The organism is Alkalimonas collagenimarina, assembly GCF_030717845.1.
Classification (GTDB): domain Bacteria; phylum Pseudomonadota; class Gammaproteobacteria; order Enterobacterales; family Alteromonadaceae; genus Alkalimonas; species Alkalimonas collagenimarina.
Window position 1 is genome coordinate 97568 of the sequence record NZ_JAUZVZ010000007.1, and the last position, 26422, is coordinate 123989.

Here is a 26422-nt window from a genome sequence, read left to right on the forward strand (position 1 = left end):
AGCGGGGCGATAAGTGCTACAACGATTAAAGCAAGATTTTCATCTGGCTATGTTGACTTTAGTGGGCTTGATTGTACTGGTTTGTGTCACCCCCTTCGCAATTTATCGTTATTTTGATGGAAGTTATCTCATCGCCATAGTGGATGGTATTTTGGTCGTCTCGACCAGCAGTGCTGTCGCTTATGCTTGGTATACCAAACAAACTAAGGGTGCTGGCTTTTTTGTGGCCTGCCTTTTTTGTGCTGGCTTTGTGTTGGTGGCGACCGGATTAGGACCCGCTGGTCTATTCTGGATTTTCCCCTTTATAGTGTTTATTTTCTTTTTAGTGCCACCTTTGCGAGCATTGTTGCTGTTACTGCTGGTGCTGGTTAGCATGTTGACCATCACCGGTTTTTTTCCCGAACTTATTTTTGCTGATCGTTTTCAAATGATATCTTTTATTGTCACCAGTGCCGTTACCAGCTTCTTTTCTTATGTCTTTGCCTACCGTACGTTGCTGCAGCGACGTTTGCTCGAGCAGATGGCTGCTGTTGATGCATTAACCGGAGCAGCAAATCGTAGACAATTAGATCATGCGCTGCAATTTGCTGCACGTCATCTACCCGCAAAGCAGCCCAATCCAGCAGCATTGCTCTTGCTTGATTTGGATCATTTCAAGCTAATAAATGACACTGAAGGCCATCAAGCAGGCGACCTCATTTTAATTGAACTGGTGACGTTACTAGAACAACATACTCGGCCTGCAGATCAGGTGTTTCGATTTGGTGGTGAGGAGTTTGTTGTGTTATTGGAAGGGGTCACCGCAGAAGAGGCTCGGAGTGTTGCAGACAAGTTACGTCAACTTATTGCTGATAACTTAAGTTCTACAGAGCGAAAAGTAACGGCATCCGTTGGTGTAGCGTCATTATTGGTGGATGAGAATTGGGAGCAATGGTTATCCAGAGCCGACATGGCCTTGTATCAGGCTAAATCTCAAGGCCGCAATTGTGTGGTTATGGCGGCAGGGTCGGACACTCCTGCTGCAGCAAATGAGGTTGAAGTAACGGTTCCATACTCTTCATGACTTGAACCGGTAGGGCTGAGGTAAAACTAAATTGTTCGGAGTCTGCCCCGGCGACATAGGCTGTTATGGTGCCATAGTAATTTTCACCAAGGAAAAAAACAAAGGTAGCGGTTCTGTTGATAGCTTGGTGATTGACGCGTTGCCCACGCTGATCCACGGTTGTAATGCGATTATCACCAGTGCCTGTTTTTCCTCCTGTTATCCCTAACTGTTGATAGGCGCCTTGTAATCGTCTGGCGGTACCATCGCGAACCACTTCGCTAAGCACCCATTGCAACTTACGTGCGACTTCGGGTTCCATCACCCGAACCCCTTGAGGTGCAGCATAGTGCCAATGTGTTTCGTACGGGGTTTGCTCTGCAAACCGAAGTTGCTCCAGTCGCTGTGGAGGAAAACGAACGCCATCGTTGATGATTACCGACATGAGATCAGTGAGTGCTGCGGGTCGATCTCCTGAACTGCCTAGTGCAGTGGCCAATGAAGGAACCAGATAATCAAACGGATAACCTAATTGTTGCCAACGATAGTGCAGGTCCCAAAAGGCCTCAATTTCCAACATAATACCAATGCGGTTATCTCGTGCACTACGGTGGCGAGTTCGAAAAAGCCATTGATAAACATCTTGGCGCTGCTGTTTGCTATGAGTCAATATATCGACCCAACTGCTGTTCGGATGTTTATTCAAATAACCGACTAACCAGAGCTCTAATGGATGCACTCGGGCAGCATACGCTTGATCTGGCAAGCTTAGTTGTCGGCCAGACAGGTTTTGATGCAAGCGTCGTAGCTCAGCATCTGACACTGCTGTGCTGGTGTACTGCTCAATAAATCGGTAAAGCTGTTGCTCAGTTGCATTCGGTTCCATCCACAGATACACCGCAGCGACTCGGGCGGGGCGTTGGTGTTGTGATTGCAATAAAAGTTGCAGTCGTTGCTCTGGCTGCAGTGAGCGATGCTTGCGCCAAAACTGTTGCAGGTAATCGGCTCCTTCACGATCTGCAAAATTAGCCAGATACAGTGCCCGTCGATTGTCATCGTCATTTTCCATGAGGTGATGCCCCTGAGTATCTTTGTGGTAAATACTGTAATTGATGATATCTGCCAGTAAACGCACAAAGGGCAAGTTGATAGACTCTTGTGTGGCTTCGAGTATGGTCGGTTCACGTTGGTTATCTGCCGCCATGAAGTTGCTAAAACTATGCAAGCCGCCACCGGTAAAAAAGCTTTCAGAAGGGTTGGCGCTATAACGCCGTTGCAGTGCTTGATCCAGCAGAGTATCGAGATCAACACCCGGTTGCACCAGTAATTGATCGATCAGCCAACGACTTAGCTTATCCTGAGCCGCAATATCCAATAACTGCAGTTGCTCAGTCGGCTCATCGCCGTAGCGCTGATAAAGCTCGGCGATGATTTCAAGATAGGTGGCTAATACTCTGAGTTTGGCAGTGGAGCCTAGCTCCAACTTACTTTGATCATTCAAGTCAAAAGCACGCTCAGAGGTGTCGGTTTGCACCCGAAGCTGAGGACCTTGTTCTGTTCGTTGATACAAGACGAGTGAATAATGAACCTGCTCAGCCTGAGATTTTGATAGTAAACGGTGACCCACCAAGTGATGTGTGCTTGCATGTTCAGGTTGACGCAACGTTTGCAAAAATTGGCTGACTTGTCGCTGTAAGCGGATATCAAGGGTGCTTTGTGCGGTTAGATCCAGTCGCTCTAATTCATAAGGGGCTAAGCCGAGCAATGGAGTTAACTGCTGACGGACCAGAGTGGTTGCTTTTTGATCTTGATTAAAAGGAGTACCTTGCCAGCCTGGGGTGATGAATTGCAGGGAGGTGTTTGTAGCCGCGTTGTACAAGGATGCATTGATCACACCATCCGATGCGAGTAGTTGCAGGTAGGCATCAATAAACTGCTCCAAGGATTCACGCCCTTGCAGTAAGTAATACGATGGGCGTCTTTGCGCAATAATCAATGCAAGGACTTGTCGCAGTGCCAGACCTGTTTCCTCATTGATGTGATCTGGTGATTGCATCAGCAACTGGCTTACGTGTTGATAATCGGCACCAAACCAAGCCCAGAGTCCATCGGCCATGCCATGGACTTCGCCAAAGCCCGGGGCCGCGGCCAGTGGTACTGTATTGATGTAATGATGCAATAGCTGTTGTCGCTGCTTTATGGTAACAGGGCTTTGCTGATAAGCTCTGACGCTAGCAGAGACCATTTGATGAAACTTGTCTTTCAGGCTGTTGGTGCGACCTGCTGGTGAGTGACGATATTTTTCCAGCTGTGTAGCCAGAGTGCTGCCGCCTCCACTGGCTGAATCGCCACCAACTTGTTGTTTTAGTTGGTTGAACAAAGCAACACCAAGCCGGGGCCACTCAATAGCTGGGTTGTGGTAGGGGGATTGTGCATCAAGCAACGATTTATTTTCGATATACGCCAGCAGCTGTTGCATTAACGGCGCAATATCATCAATGGTTTGGTAGTGTCGTTGCGGGTATTGAAACTGAAATAATATCTCGTTGCGGCAATCCTCCAGCACCAAGCCGGTTTGCTGCTTTTCAGGGTAGGGGGGGTAAAAGCCCAATGCACTGAATCGTTGTAAAGCGTCGGAAAACTGTGTTTGCCGGGCCAGAACAAAACCTTGTTCAGTCAGTTGAGGCTGCCAAGTACCGATTTTACTGTATCCTCGTTGCAGGTTATAAGGACCATTCCGGGGATAAATTACGTTGTCGGATGGTGTGCTCTGCAACGTATAGGTTAATCGTTGTCCGTAGGCATGCAGGATTGTCGCTTGATAAAAGCTGGTTTTTATTTCCTGCCATATCAAGACGCCGGTTAACAGCAGCGCAACCATCATTAGCCACGGCCACCAACGGCGACTTGGTTTGGCTCTGGTCACGGAACGTTCATCGGCATGACCAGAAAAATCCTTGCGCTTAAGCAAAGGAGCCGAACCAAACTTAGGCTCAATCCTGGGACTCATAACAACAAGCTCACTAGTAAAAGGTGTTTCAATGCATAAAACGCGATGATTTTACTTGAGCGCACCAACTGTAGTAGCTCGCTCATCACGGTGCGGATCTGCATGGCAATGCCAGTGCTGTAGATTTTGTTCAATGAGAGTGCTCAAGGCCTCAATATGGTGGTTGCTGTCATTTAATGCTGGAATATAATGATAGTTTTGACCACCGGCTTCCAGAAAGTACTCTTTATTTTCTTCGGCAATTTCTTCAATAGTTTCTAAACAATCAGCAGAAAAACCTGGGCAAAAAACATGCACATCGTCAATGCCTTGATCTGGCATTGATTTTAAGGTTTCATCAGTATAGGGCTTTAGCCACTCCTCTCGGCCAAATCTGGATTGAAAGCAGGTTAGATACTCATCTTTTTCCAGCCCAAGTTGCTCAGCGATTAAGCGGGATGTTTTGTAGCACTCACAATGGTAGGGATCACCATTCATCAAATAACGCTTGGGAATACCATGGTATGAGAATAAAAGTTTTTTTGGCTTACCGTGTTGTTGCCAATACTGTTTGATTTGTTCGGCTGCTGCTGTGATGTAAAGAGGGAAGTCGTGATAGTGACTAATAAAGCGAAAGTCGGGCAACCAGCGTCTTGTGGTAAAGTCCTTGGCAATGGCATCAAAGGTGGAAGCGCTGGTTGATGCTGAATATTGAGGATACAACGGAAGCACCACTAGTTTTCGAACACCTTGAGCAAACAGCTTATCCAGTACACTGTGAATACTTGGGTTGCCATAGCGCATGGCAAAATCGACCTCAACATTCTGATAACCTTTGCTTGCTAATTGCTGACGGATGGCAATGCATTGTTTTTTGGTATGAAACAACAGCGGTGAGCCTTCCTCTGTGAAAACGGTTGCATATGCTTTAGCTGAGCGGCGGGGACGAATGCGTAAGATGACACCATGCAGAATGAGAAACCATAACAGCCGGGGAACTTCAACCACACGAGGATCAGCGAGAAATTCGGCCAAATAGCGGCGCAGCGCTTTTGGTGTTGGTGCATCTGGTGTACCTAAATTGGTGATAAGTACACCTATTTTGTCTTGTTGTTGATGGGTGAAAAAAGAACTGTTTTTATAGCGCATGAAGTTCGCTCTACTTCTAATTAATGGTTAGTCAGTGGCTGTAATTACGATAAGATGAACGCTTCAGATCCACGGATTCAAATGAATGGGGGAATCACCATCAACGCTAATCTTGTTTGGTGATCGGTAGACCATAAACCGGGTGCATACTATAAAGTATACGCAGGCCAATCAGAAATTGCCAAGTGATTCTGAGGTATGTGCTTAAACTTCCAGCAAAAAAATAGCAGCTGGTACAAATTCGTAAGCAGGGATCTTATAATAAACAAATAAAATAATGATCTAGCTTGATATATACCTGAATTTACTATGGAATATGTTGTATGAGTACGAAGCGGTTTGCCTGCAGGATGAAGGCAAGCTATTTGTATAGAAATGAGTTCCATATGTATTCGATACCTCCGATAGCTAATGATGGAGTATAGCTGCTGTAAGGGTTGATACCGGTGACGCATGATAAAACTTCTACCATTCATTCTTTCCATGTTGATCAGCCCTTTGGGGCTGGCAACTCAGGTGATTGCACATCCTTCGGTTAAGCTTGAACAACTAACACACTCCCAGTTACGAGCTGTATTTAGCATGCGACAAACGCAATGGCCAGATGGCAATACCGTGCGAGTTTTCGTGTTAGCTAGTGAGCATCCAACGCATCAAGAGTTCTGTAGGGAGCAATTACGTATGTTCCCTTATCAGTTGGATAGTATTTGGAATCGATTGAGTTTTTCCGGTATTGGTACCCGACCACAGCAAGTAACTTCTGAACAGGAAATGCAACAAATGATTGAGACGACTCCTGGTAGTATCGGTTACCGAGTGAGCAGTGATGAGCCGACAGGAGTCAATGTCATTGAAATCATTTAATAAAATTTTTGCGACCATCATGCGTGTTAAGCTGCAATCTACCCTTGCCACCCTGCTGTGCTGGTCATGCTTGCTGATGGGTATGTCTGTCAGTTGTGCAACCGAGGTGCAATGGCATGGTTTTGTTGCACAGGGTGCTATTCAGGCTGAAAAAAGCAACTTTATTAACCAAACGGGTGATCCTTCTTTGGCGCTAACCGAGGTTGGGGTCAATGCGCTGATCCAGCTCAACCCCAGATGGCGGGTTGCTGGGCAGGTTGTATATCTGGATGGGGGGAATCGCTACCCGGATGGATTGAAACTGGATTATTTATTTGTTGACTGGACTCTGGTCAATCAGCTGGACTGGCAGCTTAACCTTTACATCGGCAGGTATAAAAACCAGCATTGGATCTATTCCAGTACGCGGGATGTTCCGCTGACTCGTCCCAGCATTGTATTACCTCAGTCGGTCTATTTTGATGCGTTTCGGGATATTGCTGTCAGCAGTGATGGTTTGGCGTTAAAAACCCGCCTGGATAATCGCCTTGGTCATTTCGAACTGAATTGGAGTCTGGGGTCGACCCCTTTATCTCGGACTCAGACTAAACTACTGCTTGGAGAGCAGGTGCAAGGCCAGTCTAAGCAAAAGTACGTGCATCAGGCCAGTGCGTTCTGGCAGCCAACTGAAACAAACTGGACTGTGGGTCTATCGCTACTTGACTCTGAGTTTAGTTATTACACTTCCGCCATGGACATTATGTTCGATGGTGATTTTGTCGTGCAACGGCTAATGTTGAATGCGCATTATGTTCAGGCGAGGTGGCAGTTGATCAGTGAGGTATTCCAAGAGCGGATGGATACAGTAGGATTCTTCGAACCTCAGTTTTCCCTGCAACAATTTGGCCAGGGTGGTTATGTTCAGGGATTGTATCAATTGAATACCAGAACTAAGTTGCAAGCCACGCTGGATTATTACGTGGTCAACAAAGATGATCGGCGTGGTCAGCAGCTCATGGCATCGACTGGGGGGATGGTTCCCGCTTACTTTGGTTATCAACACAGCGCTTCGGTTGGCATCAGTTTTGAGTTAGCAGATCGGCTGAGGTTGCAAGCAGAGCATCATTGGGTCGAGGGTACTGGTCGTTTGGCTCCGACCGTGTTACCAGACTTGCAAACCAATACACATCAATATTGGCAGTTGTGGGCATTGCAACTGATGTATTGGTTCTGAGATGAATCGTTTTATTAGTTTGCCCTGGAAGCTGCTTATCGTCATGCTTCTGGTGTTGCTGGTAATGACGGTAGGCTTGACCAGCTTTTCGTTGGTACGGATCAATGATGACTTCAGCGAGCAACAACAGCATAAGCGGACTTTGGGACAACAGCAGTTTTCACAATACAACCAGTTACTGGAGAATCAGCTCCGGGTGTGGGTCGAATCCTTCGCCGAGCTTAGTTTCTCAAACCAAGATGCTGAAACCAGTATCCGTGCATTGCAGCAGGCTTTTAGCCGTCAGATAGAAACCTTGCATCTTCATTTAAATGTGGATCATGTTTGGTTGTACACAGAACCAACAGAAATTACGTATCAAAGTACAGCTCTTATCCCCGCCGCTGTTGAACGACAAGTTCAGCTGGCATTCCAGCAACAAGCGCCGCAAAGCGACATTCTGTGCGACCACTACTGTGTTAAGTCATTAGCAGTGCCTTTGTTAGCACCAGAAGGACAGATGGCAGTGGTTGCGATGACAACCACCTTGGTGGATATTTTGTTTTATTTGAGTCGCTCGTTGCAGGTCGATGTGGCCATCGTGAGTCACAACAGCAGTCAGGACCCAGCTCGCCCAGAAGACATTCGGCTGCTTTCAAGCTCGAATGCGGCTTTGCTGAATGCACTGTATTATGAGCTACCAGATTTACTGAATGTAAGCGAAATATACACTGAAGGTCTTCGATTGCAGCAAGACCAACAGTACTATTTTGCACATATGCAAGTGTTGGATGTAAGTCATCAACGTCAGTATCATCTGATCATCATTGAAGATATCACCGATTATGTTTTAGCAAATCAACGATATCAGCGGCAAATCATCTATGTTGCGGTGTTGGCATTCCTGATGTTGGCCCTGCTGACTTATATGATTACCAAACGTTTAAGTGGCCGATTGATGATGTTGGCAGCGCGATTGCCCATGCTGGCAAATCGTGAGTTTACCAAGTTTCGACAGCAGAGTGATCGAAAAACGACGTTATTCAGCGATGAAGTTGATAACTTGAATGAAGCAACGCTGACATTAAGCTGGCAATTGGAAACGTTAAATGAGCAAGTGCAACAACATACTCAAGAGCTAGAAAATATTGCCATGTATGACTTGCTGACTGGTCTGCCTAACCGCAACATGCTGCAATACCAGTTAAAAAAAGCACTGGCTGGTCTTGATGACACTCCCGGCCATGTTGGCTTACTCTTTTTGGATCTGGATCAGTTTAAAAAGGTCAATGACAGCCGTGGACACGCCTTTGGCGATCAGTTACTGATAGAAGCTGCCATCCGTTTACGAGCTTGTATTCATACTGCAGATACTGTCTGTCGTTTTGGTGGTGATGAGTTTGTTATTATTCTTACAAAAATGGCGCAGCCTGAAGAAACTGCAAAAGTTGCAGCTGCTATTTTGCATGCCTTTAAACAGCCCATTGAGCTGGCTGGCGATAGTTTTCAAATCGGCACTAGCATAGGGATTAGCGTTACATCGGATAGTACCACCCAGACAGAAGATATGATCCGTCAGGCCGATTTAGCCATGTATCAAGCCAAAGCGAAAGGGGGCAATGACTGGCATCATTACACGGCAGAAATGTATCAGGAGTTCGCTTATCGCTTGCAGCTTGAAACAGAAGTGAGAACGGCTTTGCAGCAAGAAGAGTTTAGTCTGAGCTTGCAACCACAAATCGAAGTAGCAACCGGCAAACTCTATGGGTTTGAAGCTTTATTGCGATGGTGTCATCCTCAGCGAGGTATGGTGCCGCCAGATGACTTTATTGGTGTGATTGAAAACTCTCACCTCATGGTTCCACTAGGTTATTGGGTGATTGAGCGTTGCTTTAAAATTGCCAGGCAGCTGATGCAGCATGGGCATCATGATTTAAAAATTGCCATCAATTTATCAGCAGATCAGTTTGTTGATCCGAATCTAACCCAATTCCTAAAGCAGCAGTTGCTGGCGCATCAGGTTTCAGCTGATTACTTTGAGTTGGAATTAACCGAAAGTACGCTGGTAAAAAATGTATCGGATACTCTGGTGAGTATGCATGCTATTAAAAAGATGGGCTTTGGTTTTGCAATTGACGACTTTGGTACTGGCTACTCATCGTTAAGTTACTTAAAGCAAATGCCGGTAGATACCATTAAAATTGATAAAAGCTTTCTATTTGGCATGCTCGATAATCATGCGGATTTTCAAATTATTGCGTCAACCATTGCTATGGTACATAAGCTTGAATTGAAAGTGGTTGCCGAGGGTGTCGAAAGCAGCGCACAACTCCGTATGCTTCGCCAACATCGTTGTGATCTGGCTCAGGGCTTCTATTTTTCTAAAGCAGTGCCTGAGCCAGATTTGTTGCAATTTATCCATGACAAATTTAAAGACGGCCACTGGATTGGTGGTGTAAAAAACTAGTCGGTTGTAAGGACGACATCATCCAAAGTCCATTCACCTCTGTCGTGAGCCGCTGTGAAGTCTAAAGCTGGCCCTGCCGGTACAATTTGTGTTGGATTGATCATTGGGTGGCTAATGTAATAATGTTGTTTGATATGATCCATATGAATGGTTTCTGCAATGCCAGGTAATTGATATAAAGATCTCAAATAATGGCTGAGTGCAGGGTAATCAGCGATTCGTTGTTGGTTGCATTTAAAGTGACCAACATAGACGGCATCGAAACGGATCAGCGTTGTGAATAAGCGCCAATCAGCCTCGGTCAGGTAATCACCAGTAAGAAATCGTTGTTCTGACAGTATCGCCTCAGCTTTGTCCAAAGCACGAAATAGTGCCTGAAATGCATCTTGGTAGGCCTCTTGTTTCGTGGCAAAACCACATTTGTACACCCCATTGTTGATATCGTTGTATATCCAGTCATTTACCGCATCTATAGCTGCCTGCAGACGTTTAGGGTATAAGTTGTATCGGTTGTTGGTTAACTCGTTAAAATCACTGTTGAAAATTCGGATAATATCGGCTGACTCGTTGTTGATCATGTTATGGTTTTGCTTATCCCACAACACAGGAACAGTCACCCTGCCACTGTAATCGGATTGAGCTTTTGTGTAGAGCTGATGCATAAAATCATGTTGGTACAATGGATCTGCATCCCCCAGTTGCCCATTAAATTCCCAGCCATTTTCAAGCATAATGGGCGACACAACGGTTACGTCAATATGAGCTACCAGAGATTTTAATTGACGAAAGATCAGTGTACGGTGGGCCCAGGGGCAAGCATGAGATACGAACAGGTGGTAGCGACCGGATTGCACTGCGTCACCCGATGAAATGTTTTGCCTGAAACTGGCATCCTGACGTTGAAAGCGTCCTTCCGTTTTACTGGTATCGTACCACTTATCTTGCCATTTACCATCGACCAATAATCCCATTGCATACTCCCGTTAAGCGACTAGACGTCGACCTTAGCAAAGATAAATGAGAACATTAAGTGGCAAATATGGTGCAAACCTTTCGATAAAGTTGTTTCAATGCCAGAGCTGGCGCCACCGACCTAGCTTTAAACCGCTCTCCAGCCATTTGGTTGCCGCTTGTTGAGCCGGATCTTTTGCCTGCAACCAGCAGATAAAAGTACTACTAAAAAGAGAGGATAAGAATAGCTCTTGTTCTATCCGCTTTAGATTCTTGGCTTTTAAGTCTGCCAGCTCTCGTAACCATTGAACCGTTCGGCTTAGTCGAAGTAACGCGGCTGCTTGAAGATGAATATGACCGGGCTCCAGTTTGTAATAGAGCATCTGCTTGGTTAGTTTTCGATGCGCCGCCATGGCGTTTAACCAATGCAAAATTGCTATTTTAAGCTTCTCTTGGGCTGAACTGTGTTCAAAGTCTGGCCGCTGCTGACAGGCCAACATGGCGTGATCGGCCAGGTCAAACCAAGCATCAACCACATCATCTTTTTGTTGAAAGTACAGTTTGATTTCACTCAATGGGATATTTAACCTATCTGAGATATCTCTTAATCGAACGGCTTCCCAGCCAACTTCCTCTCCCTGTTGCATAGCTTGCAGTAAAATACGTAATGCTTGATCCGAGTGCTCAGTGGTCACTGCATTCGATTTGTTCATCATAAATACTATTCCCTCCAAGTGGGTTTGCTCTTTGCTATTCGTTTCTTGCTATAAGTATGGCAGATAACGGCAATCATCTGGTTTGCTTATGAAGATAGCTGTATCGAAAAAAAGACAGGTGGCGGCCTGTGCTGCTAATAAGAAACAGATTTGGAGTGCTGAAAAGCCTATCGGACTTGCAGCCACGCCTTTTTGGGGACTTTGTCGTCAGCATATTTAGACAAAAGTCGTTGAGACTGGAGGAAATTTTTTCATATTACACTAAGCTTGAAGTAGTTAAGCAATAGACAGAGGTGTTTTATGAAACGTTTCTCGTTTGTCTTTATTTTACCTATTGTCCTGATGTTACTTGGATGTGGGCCTCAGGTTGAACCGCCTGTAACAGAGTCAGTCGATACCGATGTTGACGTTGCCGAAGTGATCGCTGATAGCCAACAACCTGCTGAACCATGTCAATTAACCATGGGATTCGATGCATGGGAGCCTTATCAATACATTGGCGTGGGTAATGTTGTTACTGGGCTTGATGTTGAAATTGTGCATGCGGTAGCCGAAGAAATGGGGTGTACCATTGCCATGCATCAAGCGACTTGGGTTGAACTGTTAAATGCGCTTCGCTCTGGCGAAGTTGACTTTGTTTTAGGTGCATCCCTGACTAAAGATCGTAAGCAATTCGCTTATTTCTCAGATCCTTATCGGGAAGAGCGCTTTATCCTTTATGTTCGTCGCTACGAAGGCAGTATGTCGTACCAAAATATCACTGAATTTGTTAAAGCAGGACATAAACTGGGTATCGTCAACGAGTACTACTATGGTGATGAAATTACCCGGTTGTATAACAATGATGAGTACCATGCTCAGTTCGTCGGCGCCATCATCAGTGAAATGAATATGGCTCGATTGATTGATGAAGAAATCGATGGATTTTTAGAAGATAGTTTTGTCGGCGCTTCTATACTGAGACGAAAGGGGTTGGATCAATTTATCGAGCCGCATGGTATTAATTTAGGGAGCTCTGAAGTCTATGTCATGTTCAGCCAGCACTCGGTCAGCGAAGAGATGGTCAGTGCTTTTAACAAAGGCTTGCAACAGATTAAAGCGGACGGATCCTATCAACAAATTATTCAGAAGTATGATCACTAGTTTGAGTTAAAGGCTTTAGCAAGAAGTCGTTGAGTAAAGCTGGTTTTCAGATAAAAGCCTCGGGGTAGTGTTTGAATGGGTTCTCCATGGGTGCCAACAGCTGAGGTTAATGCGTGGCTGTTGGCTGCTTTAGGCCTGAGTTGTAACACATGCCCATGTGCACCGCGGATGCGATCGATACCGCCTAAAGCAATGAGCTCCATCAGCTCTTCCCAGTCTTGTTGCAACAGTTGCTGTTCTTCGTGGTTAGGTTGCCATAAAAAACCAGTCCCGATGACTCGCTCAGCTATCGGGATGTCACGTTCGGCCAGAATGGGTAACCAAAGCACGTGACTTAGTTTTTGACAGACCCACGATTCATTCCAGCTTTGGTGCGTGATGCCAATCAGCGGGGCGATGCACACATAAGTACTCTCAAGTGGCTTGCCGAGTCGACTGATGGGAAGGGTTTTCAGTTCGATGCCGAGTTCAGGAAAGTCTGGTTCAGCTTTTGAACCTGCACTTGCACCTAATGCTTGCTCAATGAGTTGGCCAGTCCAACCTTTTTCTCGTTTGAGATTTGCGGGTACTTTGCAGCCAATTTGTGCGGCAAGCTGGCCTAAGGTAAAGCCAGCCAGAGCATGGCAACGTCGCATAAGTTGTTCTTGGTTCGATGGTGATGTCATATTATTTTTGAGGTAAACGATGGCAAAGCAAGCATATCATGAACCTACTTTAACCGCTGGATGAAAAGGCATCAATCTGTGTTATGCACAGGCATGCTGAGTTGGTTTAGAATTTATTTTTTTGTACTAGTCTGTTTATAAAAGACTTTATCCTGATCTATCTATTCTCTAGTCGTATAATAAAAAGTTATTTCCGGTATAAAGTTGCCTTATCTACAGTTTTATCCACAGAGCCTGTGAAAAAGTTCACATGGCTAGCGCTAGGGTATGTTTTTTGTGGATAAGTATTGGGGGTTGTACAAAAAATACCGTTTGCCGTTCTCAACACTTTGTGAAAGAATCTTTGATATAGCTAAAGTAATACAAGCTCGAGGTTTATGTGATTGATGCCGAAGGTTTTCGGGCCAATGTCGGCATAGTGATTTGTAATCACCAGGGACAGGTGTTTTGGGCAAGACGTTATGGACAGCATTCGTGGCAATATCCACAAGGTGGCATTGATCAGGGTGAAACTCCTGAGCAGGCAATGTATCGGGAGCTCAATGAAGAAGTAGGGCTGCGGCCAGAGGATGTGGAAGTTCTCGCCGTAACCAAGCATTGGCTGCGTTACCGGTTACCAAAGCGTCTGATCAGACGCGATAGCAACCCTGTGTGTATTGGACAAAAGCAAAAGTGGTTTTTACTGCGTTTAACTTGTCGGGATGACGAGGTGGATCTGGCGAAGACTGCTCACCCGGAGTTTGATGGTTGGCGTTGGGTAAGTTATTGGTACCCCGTACGCCAGGTGGTTGCTTTTAAACGCGATGTGTATCGTAAAGTCATGAAGGAATTTGCTCCGGTCGCTTTGCCATTTCCCCGTAAGACAACAAAAAATAAAGGGTAATTCTTAGTGGAAAAACCATGGCCATGCTCAGTCAGCTAAGACGCATTGTACAGGATGTTGCCCAAGAGCCTGTGCTGAATCAAGCTCTGGCTGGCTTGGTGACGAATGTAAAACAGGCATTGCAGACAGAGTGTTGTTCTGTTTATCTGGCGGATTACGATCAACAGCACTTTATGTTGATGGCAACAGATGGTCTGAACCCAGATGCAATTGGTGTGGTGGCTATTGGTTTTTCTGAGGGGTTAATTGGTTGGGTCGGGCAAAGAGAAGAGCCAATTAACCTCGCTGCAGCGCACAAACATCCCCGTTTTAAAGTATCTCCTGAAGTCAGTGAAGATCGCTTTTCAGCCTTTTTAGGTTGTCCTATTATTCATCATCGTAAAGTGCTTGGCGTACTTACTATCCAGCAAGGCACTCAGCGAGTATTCAGTGAAGATGAAGAATCTTTTCTGGTCACTCTCGGGGCGCAACTCGCCTCTGTCCTTGCTAACGCGGAGCTTCGACAAGCTGCCAGTCAAGGCACTGGCCCCAACCGACGCTCCAGCCAGCTTAATGGTTTACCCGGTGCACCTGGCATCGCCATTGGCGAAGCCTATGTGCAGCATCCTGCCAGTGATTTTAACGCCGTATCCTTGCAGCGCTCGGAAGAGCCAGAAAAAGAACTATCGCGTTTTTATCGAGCCGTAAAAATTACCAAGGCTGAATTTAAGCGTTTATCGGAGCGAATGGCCGATCATTTGTCTGCTGATGCATTGGCTATTTTTGATGTCTATCAGCAATTGCTCGACGCGGCTAGTTTAGGGCAAGAAATCGAGCAGCAAATAGCGGATGGCTGGTGTGCTAAAAGTGCTTTAAAACGAGTGGTTGAAAAGTTTGCTCGTCAGTTTGATGATATGGATGACCCTTATCTGCGCGAGCGAGGCGCGGATATTCGTGATTTAGGTGAACGTGTCCTAACACATCTGCTCGATACCGAAAAGCGGCTGCATAAGTTGCCAGAGCACGTGGTATTGGTCGCTGAAAATGTCACCGCTACGATGTTAGCGGAAGTGCCGCGCCAGCAGTTGGTTGCCATTGTGTCGTTAAAAGGCTCTGTCAACTCGCATGCGGCCATTATGGCTCGCGCTTTAGGTGTACCCGCTGTGATGGGGGTGGAAGGCTTATCGTTGATGCAGTGGCAAGGGCAGCGGTTGATTGTTGATGGCTATCAAGGCCATATTTTGATAGCACCTGCTGAAGCTATTTATACAGAGTACCAACAGCTGATTAGTGAAGATGCCGCTTTGTCTGCTCACTATCAAAAAGAGATAGATTTACCAGCGGAAACATCATGCGGGCATCGTTATTCACTGATGATTAATGCCGGTCTGGCGATTGATCCAGAACACAGCAATAAAAACTCATGCGATGGAGTCGGGCTGTACCGAACCGAGTTTCCGTTCATTATTCGTAATCAATTTCCTACCGAGCAAGAGCAGGTCGATTTATACCGGGTCATGTTGGAAGCTTATCCGGACAAACCAGTGGTGATGAGGACTCTGGATGTTGGCGGTGATAAACCGCTGCCCTATTTTGCTATTGTGGAAGAGAACCCATTCTTGGGTTGGCGCGGTATTCGTTTGACTTTGGATCACCCGGAGATATTTTTGGTGCAGATCCGAGCCATGCTAAAAGCCAATATGAATACCGGCAATCTGCATATTTTATTGCCGATGATTTCCGAGTTGCCTGAGGTTGACGAGTCACTGCGCTTGATTAAACAGGCATGCTTTGAAGTGGGTGATGAACTGGGTACCGCATTGCAGCGACCTAAAGTTGGTGTGATGATCGAAGTGCCTTCTATCATGTATCAATTGAATGAGCTGGCTAGCCGGGTCGATTTTTGTTCTGTGGGAACCAACGATCTGACGCAGTACCTGCTCGCGGTGGATAGGAATAACCCTCGGGTTGCTTCATTGTATGACGCTATGCATCCTTCGGTATTGCGAGCGCTGCATCAAATGGGGCAGCAGGTTCAAGCCTTGCAATTTCCTACCAGTATTTGTGGTGAGTTAGCAGGCGAGCCTGCTGGCGTTTTATTGTTAGCTGCCATGGGGTTTGACTCGTTCAGTATGAACAGTAGCCAGTTAGCCAAAATAAAATGGCTGATACGTCGGGTTGAGCGTGAAGAATTACAATCGGTCTTGATGGATGCACTTCAATGTGACTCACCAAAAGCAGTTCGTGTCAGAGTCCATCGTTTTTTGGAACAAAAATCATTAACTGCCCAGTTGCGTTCTTAATCGCGGTTCAGGCTACTTGAGACTGCAGATAATCTGATACACTATCAATTCATGTCACGAAGGAATTTCTTTTTTGCTCACTATAATTTTCATTTCCATTCTGATGGGTGCTGTAGTTGGCTTATTGGCCGGTTTACTCGGGATTGGTGGTGGCCTGATTGTGGTACCTATATTGGTGATACTGTTGCCTGCTTACGGTATTGTCGCTCCTGAGCATGCCATGCTGGTGGCGATAGCGACGTCGCTTGGTTCCATCATGATCACGGCGACTTCATCCATTCGAGCGCATCATAAATGGGGTAATATTCCTTGGCCATTGGCCAGCCGAATTATGCTGGGTGCGTCTATTGGCGCTTGGTGTGTAGGCTATTTGGCTCATCTGGTCGATGGGGTCTGGTTGCAGCGTATCTTTGCGGTAGCTGTCACTTTAATCGCCTTGCGAATGCTTGGCTCTCGCTCTGTTATTGGTAAGCGTGCTTTGCCCGGAAATGCAGTCGTGGTGTGGGTGTCTGGTGTACTGGGGGGCTTAGCTAGTTTACTCGGCATTGGTGGCGGCGCTTTATTTGTCCCAGTGCTGAATTATTATTCAGTTGATATGAAACGAGCTATTGGCTGTGCTGCTGCAAGTGGTGTAGCGATTGCTGTGTTTGGTACCTTAGGCTATGTCATCGCTGGCTGGCAAAGCTATCAGCTTAGTGATGGCTTTCTTGGCTTTATTTATTTACCAGCCATGTTTGGTATTATTGTGACTTCTGTATTTACAGCGCCTATCGGTGCACGTTTAACCCAGCAGTTACCGGTGTTAAAGATTAAACGCTTTTTCGGCGTGTTTTTAATGGCGGTGGCGTTGCGCATGTTTTTTGCCTGACAAATCAATAGGGATCAGTATGTCTAAAGGTTATCTGGATTTTCCGGCCATCGATCCGGTGGCGATATCCATCGGGCCGATTGCGGTGCATTGGTATGGTTTGATGTATTTGCTCGCTTTTGCCATCGCTTGGTGGTTGGCCAACCGCGAAGCAGCTCGACCCAATTCCGGTTGGACTAAGCAGCAGGTCAGTGACTTATTATTTTATGGATTTTTAGGGGTGATATTGGGCGGGCGAATAGGCTATGTCTTATTCTATCAGTTCGATACCTTTGTATCAGATCCTTTATACCTGGTGAAAATTTGGACCGGCGGCATGTCGTTTCATGGCGGTTTACTTGGTGTGCTGGTGACGATGGCCTGGTTTGCTCGTCGCTACAACAAAGATTATTTAAGCTTAGGCGATTTTGCTGCACCATTGATCCCACTTGGGCTTGCTGCTGGTCGGGTTGGCAACTTTATCAATGCCGAGTTGTGGGGGCGCGTGACGGATGTGCCATGGGCCGTGATGTTTCCCAACGCAGGCTTGTATCCACGACACCCATCACAGCTCTATCATGTCGCTTTAGAAGGGATCTTGCTCTTTATCATCATTCTATTCGTGCGTCGTTTTAATCCACCCAAAGGTACCCTGGGCGGTGTTTTTCTACTGGGTTACGGCATGGCTCGATTTACCGTGGAGTTTTTCCGGGAACCAGATGCGCACCTTGGCGTGTTATCGCTGGGAATGACCATGGGACAATGGCTCTGTTTGCCGATGATCGCCGGTGGAATAGGGGTGATTATTTATAGTTTTCGCACCGCTCAAACGAAAGTGAAGCACAGTAGCAAAAACAGTAATAAGCATAGTAAGGGGTCGGCATGAAGCAGTATTTGGCACTCTGCCAGCGTATTATCGAGCAAGGACACTGGGTTGAAAATAAACGAACAGGCAAACGCTGCCTGACGGTGATTAATGCCGACTTGGAATATCAGGTCGCTGCCAATGAGTTTCCGCTGATCACTACCCGTAAAAGTTACTGGAAATCGGCCATTGCCGAATTGCTGGGCTATATCCGTGGTTACAGCAATGCTGCAGATTTTCGAGCCTTGGGCACCAAGACCTGGGATGCCAATGCCAATGACAACACCGATTGGTTAGCCAGCCCGCATCGCAAAGGGCCCGATGACATGGGGCGGGTTTATGGCGTGCAGGGTCGGGCATGGTCAAAGCCCGATGGTGGCGTGTTGGACCAACTGCAAAAAGTAGTGGATGATTTACAGCAAGGCATTGATGATAGAGGTGAAATCATCAGCTTCTATAACCCGGGTGAATTCCATATGGGCTGCTTACGGCCCTGCATGCATACCCATAATTTTTCCCTACTGGGTGATACCTTGTATCTGACCAGTTATCAAAGGTCGTGTGATGTACCGCTCGGCTTAAACTTCAACCAGGTGCAGGTGTTTACCTTTTTAGCACTGATGGCGCAAATCACCGGCCATAAAGCTGGTGTGGCTTACCATAAAATTGTCAATGCCCACATCTATGAAGATCAGTTGGAGCTGATGCGTGATGTGCAGTTAAAGCGCAGCCCCTTTCCCTCACCAAAATTGCTGATCAACCCAGAGATCAAAAGTCTGAAAGATTTAGAGACCTGGGTCACCATGGATGATTTTACGGTCGAAGGCTATCAACATCATGAAGCCATTCAGTATCCATTTTCGGTCTGAGCCGACGGGGTAAGGGCTGACAGTAGTGATATGGCACCGTTCTTGAATAGTACAGTGCATTATCAAAACAACTGATGGATGCAAAACCATGAAAAAATGGTATTTAATCCTTTGTCTGGTCGGCATGACTGCGTGTAGTCAATTGGCGCCAAGGCAAGAAGCTGCCGAGGTCGAGGCAAAACCACGCCTTGATCCTGTGCTTTTTTATACTGAGCGGTTGGCAGAGCAGCTATTTACTGGCTTACCACCATTGCCTCAGGGCCGGGTTACAGCTGTCACCTTTACCGATAGTGAAACCTTGCGACCCGATGCAGCCAATGTGCGGATGCGACATCTAGGCTTGCAGCTGCAAGAAAGTATGCTGACGGTGGCCAGTCAGCTGGGTTACGACGTATCTGAGTTCAGAGCCGGGCAGGGGATCCAGTTGCATGCGCATCACGATGCCTTGCTAACACGAGATGTATCTCAACTGGCAGCAGAGCAATCCATTCGCTATGTCATCACGGGTACCTTATCGCAGCATGAAGATTTTACTATAGTTAATGCGCGACTGGTCGATACAGAATCTAACCGGGTGATCGCAGCAGCGGCTGATCAGATCCCCTCGGCAGTCATAGGCTCTGCCGAGCAGGTGCAACTTCGACAACAAATGATTTATCGCAACTCACAGTAATTTCAGCGGGGGATTCTATGCACAAAATAATCGTAGTGGGGTTAGCAGTATTACTGCTTGCCGGTTGTGCATCGCAACAAAAATGGCAGGATTACCGTGAGCGCGAGCTAAAAGCGGTTGCCACAGAGCCCGCTTTGTCTGATGACGTGAGTTATTACCATACCTTACGCGATGAACAAGCCAGCTATACCAGCAATCGCATTGCTAGTGCCAAACTGCAGCAACGCTATCAGGGAAGCCATCAGGCACATTTGAATCATTACGTGCAAGCGATGATGCATGACTTGGTGGCCGTGATGGACCCACAGTTTGCGGATTCAGTATTTGCGGTAACCAGCTTTGTTTATCTGGATGGCGGCTATGACGATGCGGATTTATTAGGCAATCAGTTGGCAGAAAGCTTTATGCACGAAGTGCATCAGTTTGGCTTGATGCTGATCGACTTTAAAACCACCGATTTTATTCGGGTCACTCCGTCAGGAGACTTCGTGTTTAGCCGAGATTTTCTTGAGCTTCGCGAAGAGCAACCTATCGAATATGTCCTGGGTGGAACCTTGGTACGCCACCAATCGGGCGTCATGGTCAATGCTCGCTTGGTTGGTATTGACTCCAAACGGATTCTTGCATCGGCGCAAGGTTTTATTCCGCAACCGGTGATTGCCGCACTGCAGCCTTCACAGCGCTCCCAGCGTATTTTATTGAAGCAGGGAGCTGAGTAATGCGCTGGGCTTGGTTGTTCGTACTGGCTAGCTTTCTCGTCGGCTGTAGTCAGTTTCCTTTTTGCTCTGAGTGTCAGCAAGCAACCACAGTAGCTGAAGTGAAAAGTGAACCTGTTGATGAGCCTTGGTATCGTGTACCACCACCCAGAGCTGCCGTTGCTGACGATCAGGGTGCAAACCGTGAGCAAGCGGCACTCAACCTGCCAGTATGGCCACAAAACCAAAAGCGTTTGCAACACTATGCTGAACAACTCGCCTATCAATTGGCATCAACCGAAACGCTGCGAGGGCAACGCATTGTTATCAGCAGTTTTGTGGATTTAGATGAAGGCTTGAATCAAAGCAACCCCCTTGGCAATCAGTTATCAGAGATCCTGCGGACGGTGATGCCACAGTATGGCATGGTAGTGATTGAGCATAAGCTCACCAACGCCATTTGGGTTGGTCCACAGGGTGATTTTGCCATGTCACGTGATACCCGCTTGTTAGCCAACCAACTGGAGATGGACGCAGTACTCACCGGAACCATGATAGCCACCGACAGAGGCATGGAAATCCACGCTCGTATTGTTGCGGTCGATAGCCAGCAAATCAGTGGCACTGCCTCCGGCTTTATTCCACATACTGTACTCAATCAAATTCGTCCTTAAGGCTGTTGCGCGGTAAGCCGTTAACTTGTGCATCAGCTGCATTCCTATCAACCCAACATTCTGTTAGAATTCAACGCCATTGCCCTATAGTTAAATGGATATAACGGCCCCCTCCTAAGGGGCAGTTGCAGGTTCGATTCCTGCTGGGGCAGCCATCTTGCACTTTCTTGTAACCTCCGCAAATCCCAAAGCTAATAATCTATATTCGTATTTATTCCGGTAGTTTGATTCCGTTAACTGAGCTGTTTGGATTTGAAAACAGTAATGAACTACCGTCAAATACTAGTAGTCACCAATTATGATCTACAGCAAAAAGTGATCGTTATGACATGCTATTCGGGTGCGCTGCATTAGTAGTTAATCGTTACCACTTATGAATCAGTTTTTTATGAAGCTAAATATTCATTAAATAATAAAATATGAAAATATAGCTTCACTTTTGGTTTGGGTGTATGATTATGGAGTTGATAAATCAGCAGGTGTAAATCATGACTGATAAGAGAAAAGCGACACTATTTCCCAAGCATGAAAAGCAGTTGGCACAATTAGGTGAGAATATACGTTTAGCCGCTAAACGCAGAAAGTTAACTCAAACCCAAATATCGGAGCGTACGGGGCTTTCCAAGCCTACTTTGCGCAAAATTGACCGCGGAGATGGTTCAGTTTCAATCGGTCATTATATGCTGGTTTTATCGGTGCTAGGGCTTTCTGCTGACATGACAAAAGTTGCCGCCGATGATGAGTTAGGCCGTAAATTGCAAGATATTGAACTCCTTAAAGGGAAGGCATTATGAGCCGGGAAGTAGTGGTTTACGCCCATTGGAAAGGTATTCAGCAGCCGTTGAAGGTTGGTTTGTTGAGGGCTGATAAAGTACGTAGTGGTGAACATTTTAGCTTCTCTTATGATACGGCATGGTTAACATCCCCATACGCCCAGCAAATTGACCCCGATCTTCACCTTTATAGCGGGGAGCAACACAGCCAGAATGACCGCAACTTCCGTTCATTTTTAGATTCTTGCCCTGATCGGTGGGGACGTTTGATCATGCAGCGAAGAGAGGCTGTAAGGGCACAACAAGAGAAGCGGAAGCCAAAAAAACTAACTGAAACAGACTATTTGCTCGGTGTTCACGATATGCACCGAATGGGAGCTTTACGGTTTAAGTTGAATGAAAACGGTTCATTCTTAGATGACAACAGTGAATTATCAGCACCGCCAATGGCATCATTGCGAGAATTAGAGCAGGCGGTGTCAGAAGTAGAAAAGCCTGGGATTAACACGACACCAGAATATACTAAGTGGCTGAACATGCTGATTTCTCCAGGGTCTTCACTTGGAGGTGCAAGACCAAAGGCAAGCGTTATTGATGAGTCAGGTGAGCTCTGGATCGCTAAATTCCCAAGCCGTTATGATGATTACGATATAGCTGCATGGGAAATGCTGGTTTACAAACTAGCCATTAAGGCCGGTGTGGATATGGCTGAGTGTGACATTAAACTGCTTAATAGCCATCAACATACTTTTTTAACCAAACGCTTTGACCGCCAGCCTGGTGAACGCTTACACTTTTCGTCAGCCATGACGCAATTAGCCTATTTTGATGGTGAAGAGGGTGCAAGTTATTTGGAGTTGGCAGAATTTTTGATTGAAAATGGTGCCAATACCAAAGCAGATCTGGCTCAGTTATGGCGCAGAATCGTTTTCTATATAGCCGTTTCTAATACAGATGACCATCTCAGAAATCATGGTTTTATCCACACTGCTAAAGGTTGGATTCTATCGCCAGCTTATGACATAAATCCTGTGCCGGATGGAAGCGGGCTGCATTTAAATATTGATGAAATTGATAATCAGCTGGACTTTGAATTGGCTTTTTCCGTGATCGACTATTTCCAACTTAACCGAGAGTCGGCAGAGGCTATCTACCAAGAGGTTGTTCAAGCTGTCGAGCAGTGGCGAGACATTGCTAAAGAACTCAAGATCAGCCGACAAGAGCAGGAAATGATGGCTCCTGCATTTATGGTGAAACGTCTCTCGACTTCCAACTAAGTGCACGGCTTTTTAAACGGGTCATCTAAAGAATTAACCATGCAGAAATTACTGCTGATTGTGGATCTGGAAGTCATATGCTGGGATAGTGATGTCTCCGGTGTAAACCGCAGGCAAAGTTAGGTGCTGACCTTCTTGGCAATCGCTTTATAACCTCTGAGGTCGGTACAGTTTAATACCGACCATTATCATCACCAATGTTAGCGTGCTTAAAACACCAAACTCCCACCATACATCTATAAGTGAGGCGCCAAGCTGGTTAATGCTGACGAAGCCATGGATGCCCGATGTGGTCGGTAATAACCAACGAGCATAATACAGCAGATCAGGTAACGACTCCGCCGGCCAGCTATAGCCAGAGACAAACAACATGGGCACGGATGTGATCAGTAACAGTTGTAAACCACGCTCTCGGGTCTTAAAGAGGCGGCCTAAAATCAGGGCAAAAGCGGAAATACAAAGGCAAAAGACGATGGAGAACGCCAGTAAGGTACCAAAATGGCCTATTTTTGAGTAATGCTGCAGTTGGGTGGCTACGATAAAAAAGTACATCGTATTGAGTAAAGCAATGATGGTGAATGTCAGCAGCATGCCAAAATATGCTTTGCTGCCGGTGGGTAGTTGTTTGAGTTCTGTTTGGCGGCCGAGTAACAAGGTGACGCCAATCAGCAGTGTCTGCTGGATAATCAACACCATGACTGCGGGTACAATCGAGTGGCCATAGCCATCGTGTGGATTAAACAAAGAGCGAGTCTCTAAACGGATCGGTTGCAAACCAGCCATAGCCTGTTGCGTGGATAGGCCCATACTTTGTGCTTTTTGTAAGCTTACTGCGGCTCCCATCATCAGGCTTGCTTCTGTTGCATTCTTTAGTGCTTTGCTGCCAGCCAACAAATAACCACCATGACTGGCAATTTGCACTTCTGCTACCCGGCCTGCCAATAGATCGGTATGAAAGCCTGAAGGAATGATGATCATGGCCATCACATCTCCACGCCATAGCTGCTGCTCTATTGCGCTGGCCTGATCCGTCACTTGTTTTATATCAAGGTTGGGCGACGCAAACAGCAATCGGCTCAGCGCTCGCGATGAATGGCTGTTATCTTGATCAACCAGAATTGTCGGGACGGACTCCACTTGCTCAAAATGATAGGGTAGTGGGTAAAAAAAGGAATACACCAGACCCGCACCAAAAAGCAACAGAATGGCGCCTTTATCTTTGAAGATGAGTTTCCACGTATAAAGACTATACCCCCAAATACTCATTAACGTGCTCCCCAGCTTTCAGGTTTAAATGCAAAGCGACTTAATAGCCAAAAACCCAGACCGCTTGCGACCACAAGCATGGCAAGCAGAATAGCAAGGGGTTGATACACTGCGCTCATAGGGGCTCCCGACATCCATAATTGATTATAGATTTGCAGCCAATGGGTCAGAGGCAAAATACTGGCCCAGTATTGCGCAGCATCTGGCATAGCGACCAATGGGAAGGCCTGACCAGAGTAGGCAAACGCTGGGGCACTGTAAAAGCCAGCGAGGCTCAGTCCCATTCTAAAGTTTCTGGTTGCCGCCACAATAAGCAGGCCCATAGCAATGGCGGCGCTATTCATCAAAACCATGGTCAGCCAAATATTTAGGATATTGCCGCTGTAACTTTGGGGGGCAAGCTGTTGAAAATATATAATAAATAAAGCAGAGTATAGATTGATGACGATGAAAAAAGGCAAAACTTTTGCAGATAAGGCTATCGCAAGAGAGTTCTCTGCCGTTTGTAGCCACTGGCCAGCCGTGCCATCGCGCAACTCCCTGCCTACCGCCGACACCACAAGGATCATCGCGATAATATGAAATAATGCAGGGATCAGGGTGGCAGCTAAAAATACCTCATAATCAGGGCCCTCATTAAACAGAGGGGTAGCATTCACACTGATAGGCATCGCCATGGCTAGACCTGCGTCGATAAAGATCCCTTGCATTTGTAAACGTTCAAGGCCGATAGCGACCCCAGCAGTCAATGCAGCCCCAGATAAATGCCGTTCAATGGTCGAAGAATAGGTTGAATACTGGCTGTTGACCTGCAAAACCAGATCCGCCGGTGTGCCGCTGAAAACCTCAGCTTCAAAGCCTTTTGGTACCACTAGCACCGCGTATACTTTGCGTTTTCGCAGTGCATCTATTGCCTCAGCGTGATCAATGGAACCATGCACCAGTGCTATACCAGGTGCTGCATCTGCAAGCCGAATAAACTGCCGTGATATGCTGGTTTGATCGTAATCAACCACCGCAACAGGCAGGCTGTCTGGTTGGCCTGCTGAGAAGATCCACCATATAAAAACGCACAGCAAGGGCATCATGCCTAGGGTAAGAAATAAGTCACCTTTATCTTTTTTAAGATGACTTAATTCGCGCTTGAGGCTAAGCGCAAAAGCAGCCATTAATCCTCCAGAGCAAGAACAACGGTCATTCCTGCTCTTAGCTGTGCCTTGTTTTCTTTAGGCTTTGCTTCAATTTGAAAGGTCTTCAAATCATAGCCGGGAGTGCCTCGTACTTGCTTCCAGTTTGCAAAGGACGGCAGTGCACTTAGCTTCGTCACGGTAAACTCAAGTTGCTGTTTTATAGCAGGAACATAGGCGCTAAGTTCAGTGCCTGGCATCATGCTATTTAGTTTATCTTCCCGAATATTGAACACTACCCACGTATCGGTAGGGTCAATGATGGTCATGACAGGAAAACCTGCAGGAGCTAACTCTCCCTGACGGATCGCAATGCTCGCCACTTGCCCGGTAATAGGAGAGCGGGCTTGAATTTCGCCTCTAAACGCCTCTACTTCAGCAACAGCTGCAGCTGCCCGTCGATTCTGAGCGGAAATGGCTCTTAATTGCTCTTCTCTGGCTCCTGAAGACGCCATTGTGTAGACGGCTTCGGCTGCTTTTGCTTGATCTGCACTTGCGGCTGCTTTGGCCGTGACTTCATCTAAGTGCTGTTGTGATACCAATCCATCGTTGTATAAATTTTGAATGCGAGCGAGGGTGGTCTCCATGAGTTTTTTTTCAATGAGTGCGCGTTGCCACTCTAAACGTGTCACTTCGATTTCTTCGCTGCGCAGACCCGCTTTTGCTTCATCCTGCATCGCACTTGCGGCATCTTCAGCGGCCTCAGCTTGTGCCAGTGCAGCATCTAACTCTGGGCTAGTTAGCTCAAATAGCAGCTGTCCAGCTTCCACCATATCGCCTTCTGCGACGTGCAGATGAATTATTCTGCCGGGTATTTTGCTGGCGATACGAACTTCACGAACCTCAATATCACCATGTAAAAGTTCCTGTTGTGCTTTTGGCCATAACCACCACAGCAGAGCAAGTAATGAGATGATGATAACTAGAGCAATGATTATTTTTTTGATCTGCAT

General features: G+C 46.5%; 23 protein-coding genes and 1 tRNA gene. 16 read left to right on the forward strand and 8 right to left on the reverse strand.

The genetic code is table 11. The features are described from left to right. Positions 1 to 13 precede the first annotated feature (13 nt). A complete protein-coding gene (locus Q3O60_RS06535; RefSeq protein WP_305893102.1) occupies positions 14 to 1063 on the forward strand; it encodes a GGDEF domain-containing protein in 1050 nt (349 codons plus the stop codon). On the opposite strand, the gene Q3O60_RS06540 is transcribed toward Q3O60_RS06535, so the two are convergent. Together Q3O60_RS06540 and hemH are read right to left on the reverse strand one after the other, a co-directional pair. Further along, the gene (locus Q3O60_RS06540) at positions 993 to 4052 is read right to left on the reverse strand and encodes a transglycosylase domain-containing protein (protein ID WP_305893103.1); all 3060 of its coding nucleotides are present in this window, start codon (positions 4050 to 4052) and stop codon (positions 993 to 995) included. The genes Q3O60_RS06535 and Q3O60_RS06540 overlap by 71 nt on opposite strands. Before the next feature lie 51 nt (positions 4053 to 4103). Further along, positions 4104 to 5180, reverse strand: coding sequence for a ferrochelatase (gene hemH, locus Q3O60_RS06545; RefSeq protein ID WP_305893104.1), 1077 nt, complete (start codon positions 5178 to 5180; stop codon positions 4104 to 4106). Positions 5181 to 5633: 453 nt separating this feature from the next. Here hemH and Q3O60_RS06550 point away from each other — a divergent pair, with 453 nt between their 5' ends. The 3 genes from Q3O60_RS06550 to Q3O60_RS06560 are packed head-to-tail and all read left to right on the forward strand — an operon-like array spanning position 5634 to position 9703. Continuing rightward, a complete protein-coding gene (locus tag Q3O60_RS06550) occupies positions 5634 to 6044 on the forward strand; it encodes a type 2 periplasmic-binding domain-containing protein (protein ID WP_305893105.1) in 411 nt (136 codons plus the stop codon). After that, on the forward strand, positions 6025 to 7257 hold the full coding sequence (locus Q3O60_RS06555) for a hypothetical protein (protein WP_305893106.1): 1233 nt from the start codon (positions 6025 to 6027) through the stop codon (positions 7255 to 7257). The genes Q3O60_RS06550 and Q3O60_RS06555 overlap by 20 nt, the downstream gene beginning before the upstream one ends. 1 nt (position 7258) lies before the next feature. Further along, positions 7259 to 9703 (forward strand): putative bifunctional diguanylate cyclase/phosphodiesterase, encoded by a 2445-nt coding sequence (locus tag Q3O60_RS06560; RefSeq protein WP_305893107.1) that lies wholly within the window; start codon positions 7259 to 7261, stop codon positions 9701 to 9703. Here Q3O60_RS06560 and Q3O60_RS06565 read toward each other — a convergent pair. Both Q3O60_RS06565 and Q3O60_RS06570 read right to left on the reverse strand, forming a co-directional pair. Beyond that, positions 9700 to 10674 (reverse strand): glutathione S-transferase family protein, encoded by a 975-nt coding sequence (locus Q3O60_RS06565; RefSeq protein ID WP_305893108.1) that lies wholly within the window; start codon positions 10672 to 10674, stop codon positions 9700 to 9702. The two genes, Q3O60_RS06560 and Q3O60_RS06565, sit on opposite strands and share 4 nt — an antisense overlap. Before the next feature lie 96 nt (positions 10675 to 10770). Continuing rightward, positions 10771 to 11370 (reverse strand): TetR/AcrR family transcriptional regulator, encoded by a 600-nt coding sequence (locus Q3O60_RS06570; RefSeq protein ID WP_305893109.1) that lies wholly within the window; start codon positions 11368 to 11370, stop codon positions 10771 to 10773. A 300-nt stretch (positions 11371 to 11670) separates the two neighbouring features. Here Q3O60_RS06570 and Q3O60_RS06575 point away from each other — a divergent pair, with 300 nt between their 5' ends. Beyond that, a complete protein-coding gene (locus Q3O60_RS06575; protein ID WP_305893110.1) occupies positions 11671 to 12513 on the forward strand; it encodes a substrate-binding periplasmic protein in 843 nt (280 codons plus the stop codon). Here the strand turns inward: Q3O60_RS06575 and mutH are convergent. Continuing rightward, positions 12510 to 13178 carry a DNA mismatch repair endonuclease MutH gene (gene mutH, locus Q3O60_RS06580; protein ID WP_305893111.1) on the reverse strand — a complete coding sequence of 223 codons (669 nt, stop codon included), beginning with the start codon at positions 13176 to 13178 and terminating at the stop codon, positions 12510 to 12512. The genes Q3O60_RS06575 and mutH overlap by 4 nt on opposite strands. A 379-nt stretch (positions 13179 to 13557) precedes the next feature. Between mutH and rppH the strand changes: the two genes are divergently transcribed. The 11 genes from rppH (at position 13558) to Q3O60_RS06635 (ending at position 23016) form a co-directional block, all read left to right on the forward strand. Then, positions 13558 to 14061, forward strand: coding sequence for an RNA pyrophosphohydrolase (gene rppH, locus Q3O60_RS06585; RefSeq protein WP_305893112.1), 504 nt, complete (start codon positions 13558 to 13560; stop codon positions 14059 to 14061). A gap of 23 nt (positions 14062 to 14084) precedes the next feature. Continuing rightward, on the forward strand, positions 14085 to 16343 hold the full coding sequence (gene ptsP, locus Q3O60_RS06590; RefSeq protein ID WP_305893178.1) for a phosphoenolpyruvate--protein phosphotransferase: 2259 nt from the start codon (positions 14085 to 14087) through the stop codon (positions 16341 to 16343). Positions 16344 to 16416: 73 nt separating this feature from the next. Next, positions 16417 to 17211: a sulfite exporter TauE/SafE family protein gene (locus tag Q3O60_RS06595; RefSeq protein ID WP_305893113.1), complete on the forward strand. Its 795-nt coding sequence runs from the start codon at positions 16417 to 16419 to the stop codon at positions 17209 to 17211. A gap of 19 nt (positions 17212 to 17230) precedes the next feature. Then, complete coding sequence (gene lgt, locus Q3O60_RS06600; protein ID WP_305893114.1) at positions 17231 to 18076, forward strand: prolipoprotein diacylglyceryl transferase; 846 nt, start codon at positions 17231 to 17233, stop codon at positions 18074 to 18076. Further along, positions 18073 to 18924: a thymidylate synthase gene (locus tag Q3O60_RS06605; protein ID WP_305893115.1), complete on the forward strand. Its 852-nt coding sequence runs from the start codon at positions 18073 to 18075 to the stop codon at positions 18922 to 18924. The genes lgt and Q3O60_RS06605 overlap by 4 nt, the downstream gene beginning before the upstream one ends. 88 nt (positions 18925 to 19012) lie before the next feature. Next, positions 19013 to 19597, forward strand: a complete 585-nt coding sequence (locus Q3O60_RS06610) for a FlgO family outer membrane protein (protein ID WP_305893116.1) — start codon at positions 19013 to 19015, stop codon at positions 19595 to 19597. Between the two features lie 17 nt (positions 19598 to 19614). Further along, complete coding sequence (locus Q3O60_RS06615) at positions 19615 to 20316, forward strand: FlgO family outer membrane protein (RefSeq protein WP_305893117.1); 702 nt, start codon at positions 19615 to 19617, stop codon at positions 20314 to 20316. Further along, on the forward strand, positions 20316 to 20966 hold the full coding sequence (locus Q3O60_RS06620; RefSeq protein ID WP_305893118.1) for a FlgO family outer membrane protein: 651 nt from the start codon (positions 20316 to 20318) through the stop codon (positions 20964 to 20966). Before Q3O60_RS06615 ends, Q3O60_RS06620 begins: the two co-directional genes overlap by 1 nt. 80 nt (positions 20967 to 21046) lie before the next feature. After that, positions 21047 to 21121 (forward strand) — tRNA-Arg (locus Q3O60_RS06625). A 333-nt stretch (positions 21122 to 21454) separates the two neighbouring features. Further along, positions 21455 to 21760 carry a helix-turn-helix domain-containing protein gene (locus Q3O60_RS06630; RefSeq protein WP_305893119.1) on the forward strand — a complete coding sequence of 102 codons (306 nt, stop codon included), beginning with the start codon at positions 21455 to 21457 and terminating at the stop codon, positions 21758 to 21760. Continuing rightward, the gene (locus tag Q3O60_RS06635) at positions 21757 to 23016 is read left to right on the forward strand and encodes a type II toxin-antitoxin system HipA family toxin (protein ID WP_305893120.1); all 1260 of its coding nucleotides are present in this window, start codon (positions 21757 to 21759) and stop codon (positions 23014 to 23016) included. Before Q3O60_RS06630 ends, Q3O60_RS06635 begins: the two co-directional genes overlap by 4 nt. A 147-nt stretch (positions 23017 to 23163) precedes the next feature. Here the strand turns inward: Q3O60_RS06635 and Q3O60_RS06640 are convergent, their stop codons facing one another. The 3 genes from Q3O60_RS06640 to Q3O60_RS06650 are packed head-to-tail and all read right to left on the reverse strand — an operon-like array spanning position 23164 to position 26422. Next, entirely contained in the window at positions 23164 to 24282 is a 1119-nt protein-coding gene (locus Q3O60_RS06640) for an ABC transporter permease (RefSeq protein WP_305893121.1), read from the reverse strand. Next, a complete protein-coding gene (locus Q3O60_RS06645; protein ID WP_305893122.1) occupies positions 24282 to 25451 on the reverse strand; it encodes an ABC transporter permease in 1170 nt (389 codons plus the stop codon). Before Q3O60_RS06645 ends, Q3O60_RS06640 begins: the two co-directional genes overlap by 1 nt. Beyond that, on the reverse strand, positions 25451 to 26422 hold the full coding sequence (locus Q3O60_RS06650) for an HlyD family secretion protein (protein ID WP_305893123.1): 972 nt from the start codon (positions 26420 to 26422) through the stop codon (positions 25451 to 25453). Before Q3O60_RS06650 ends, Q3O60_RS06645 begins: the two co-directional genes overlap by 1 nt.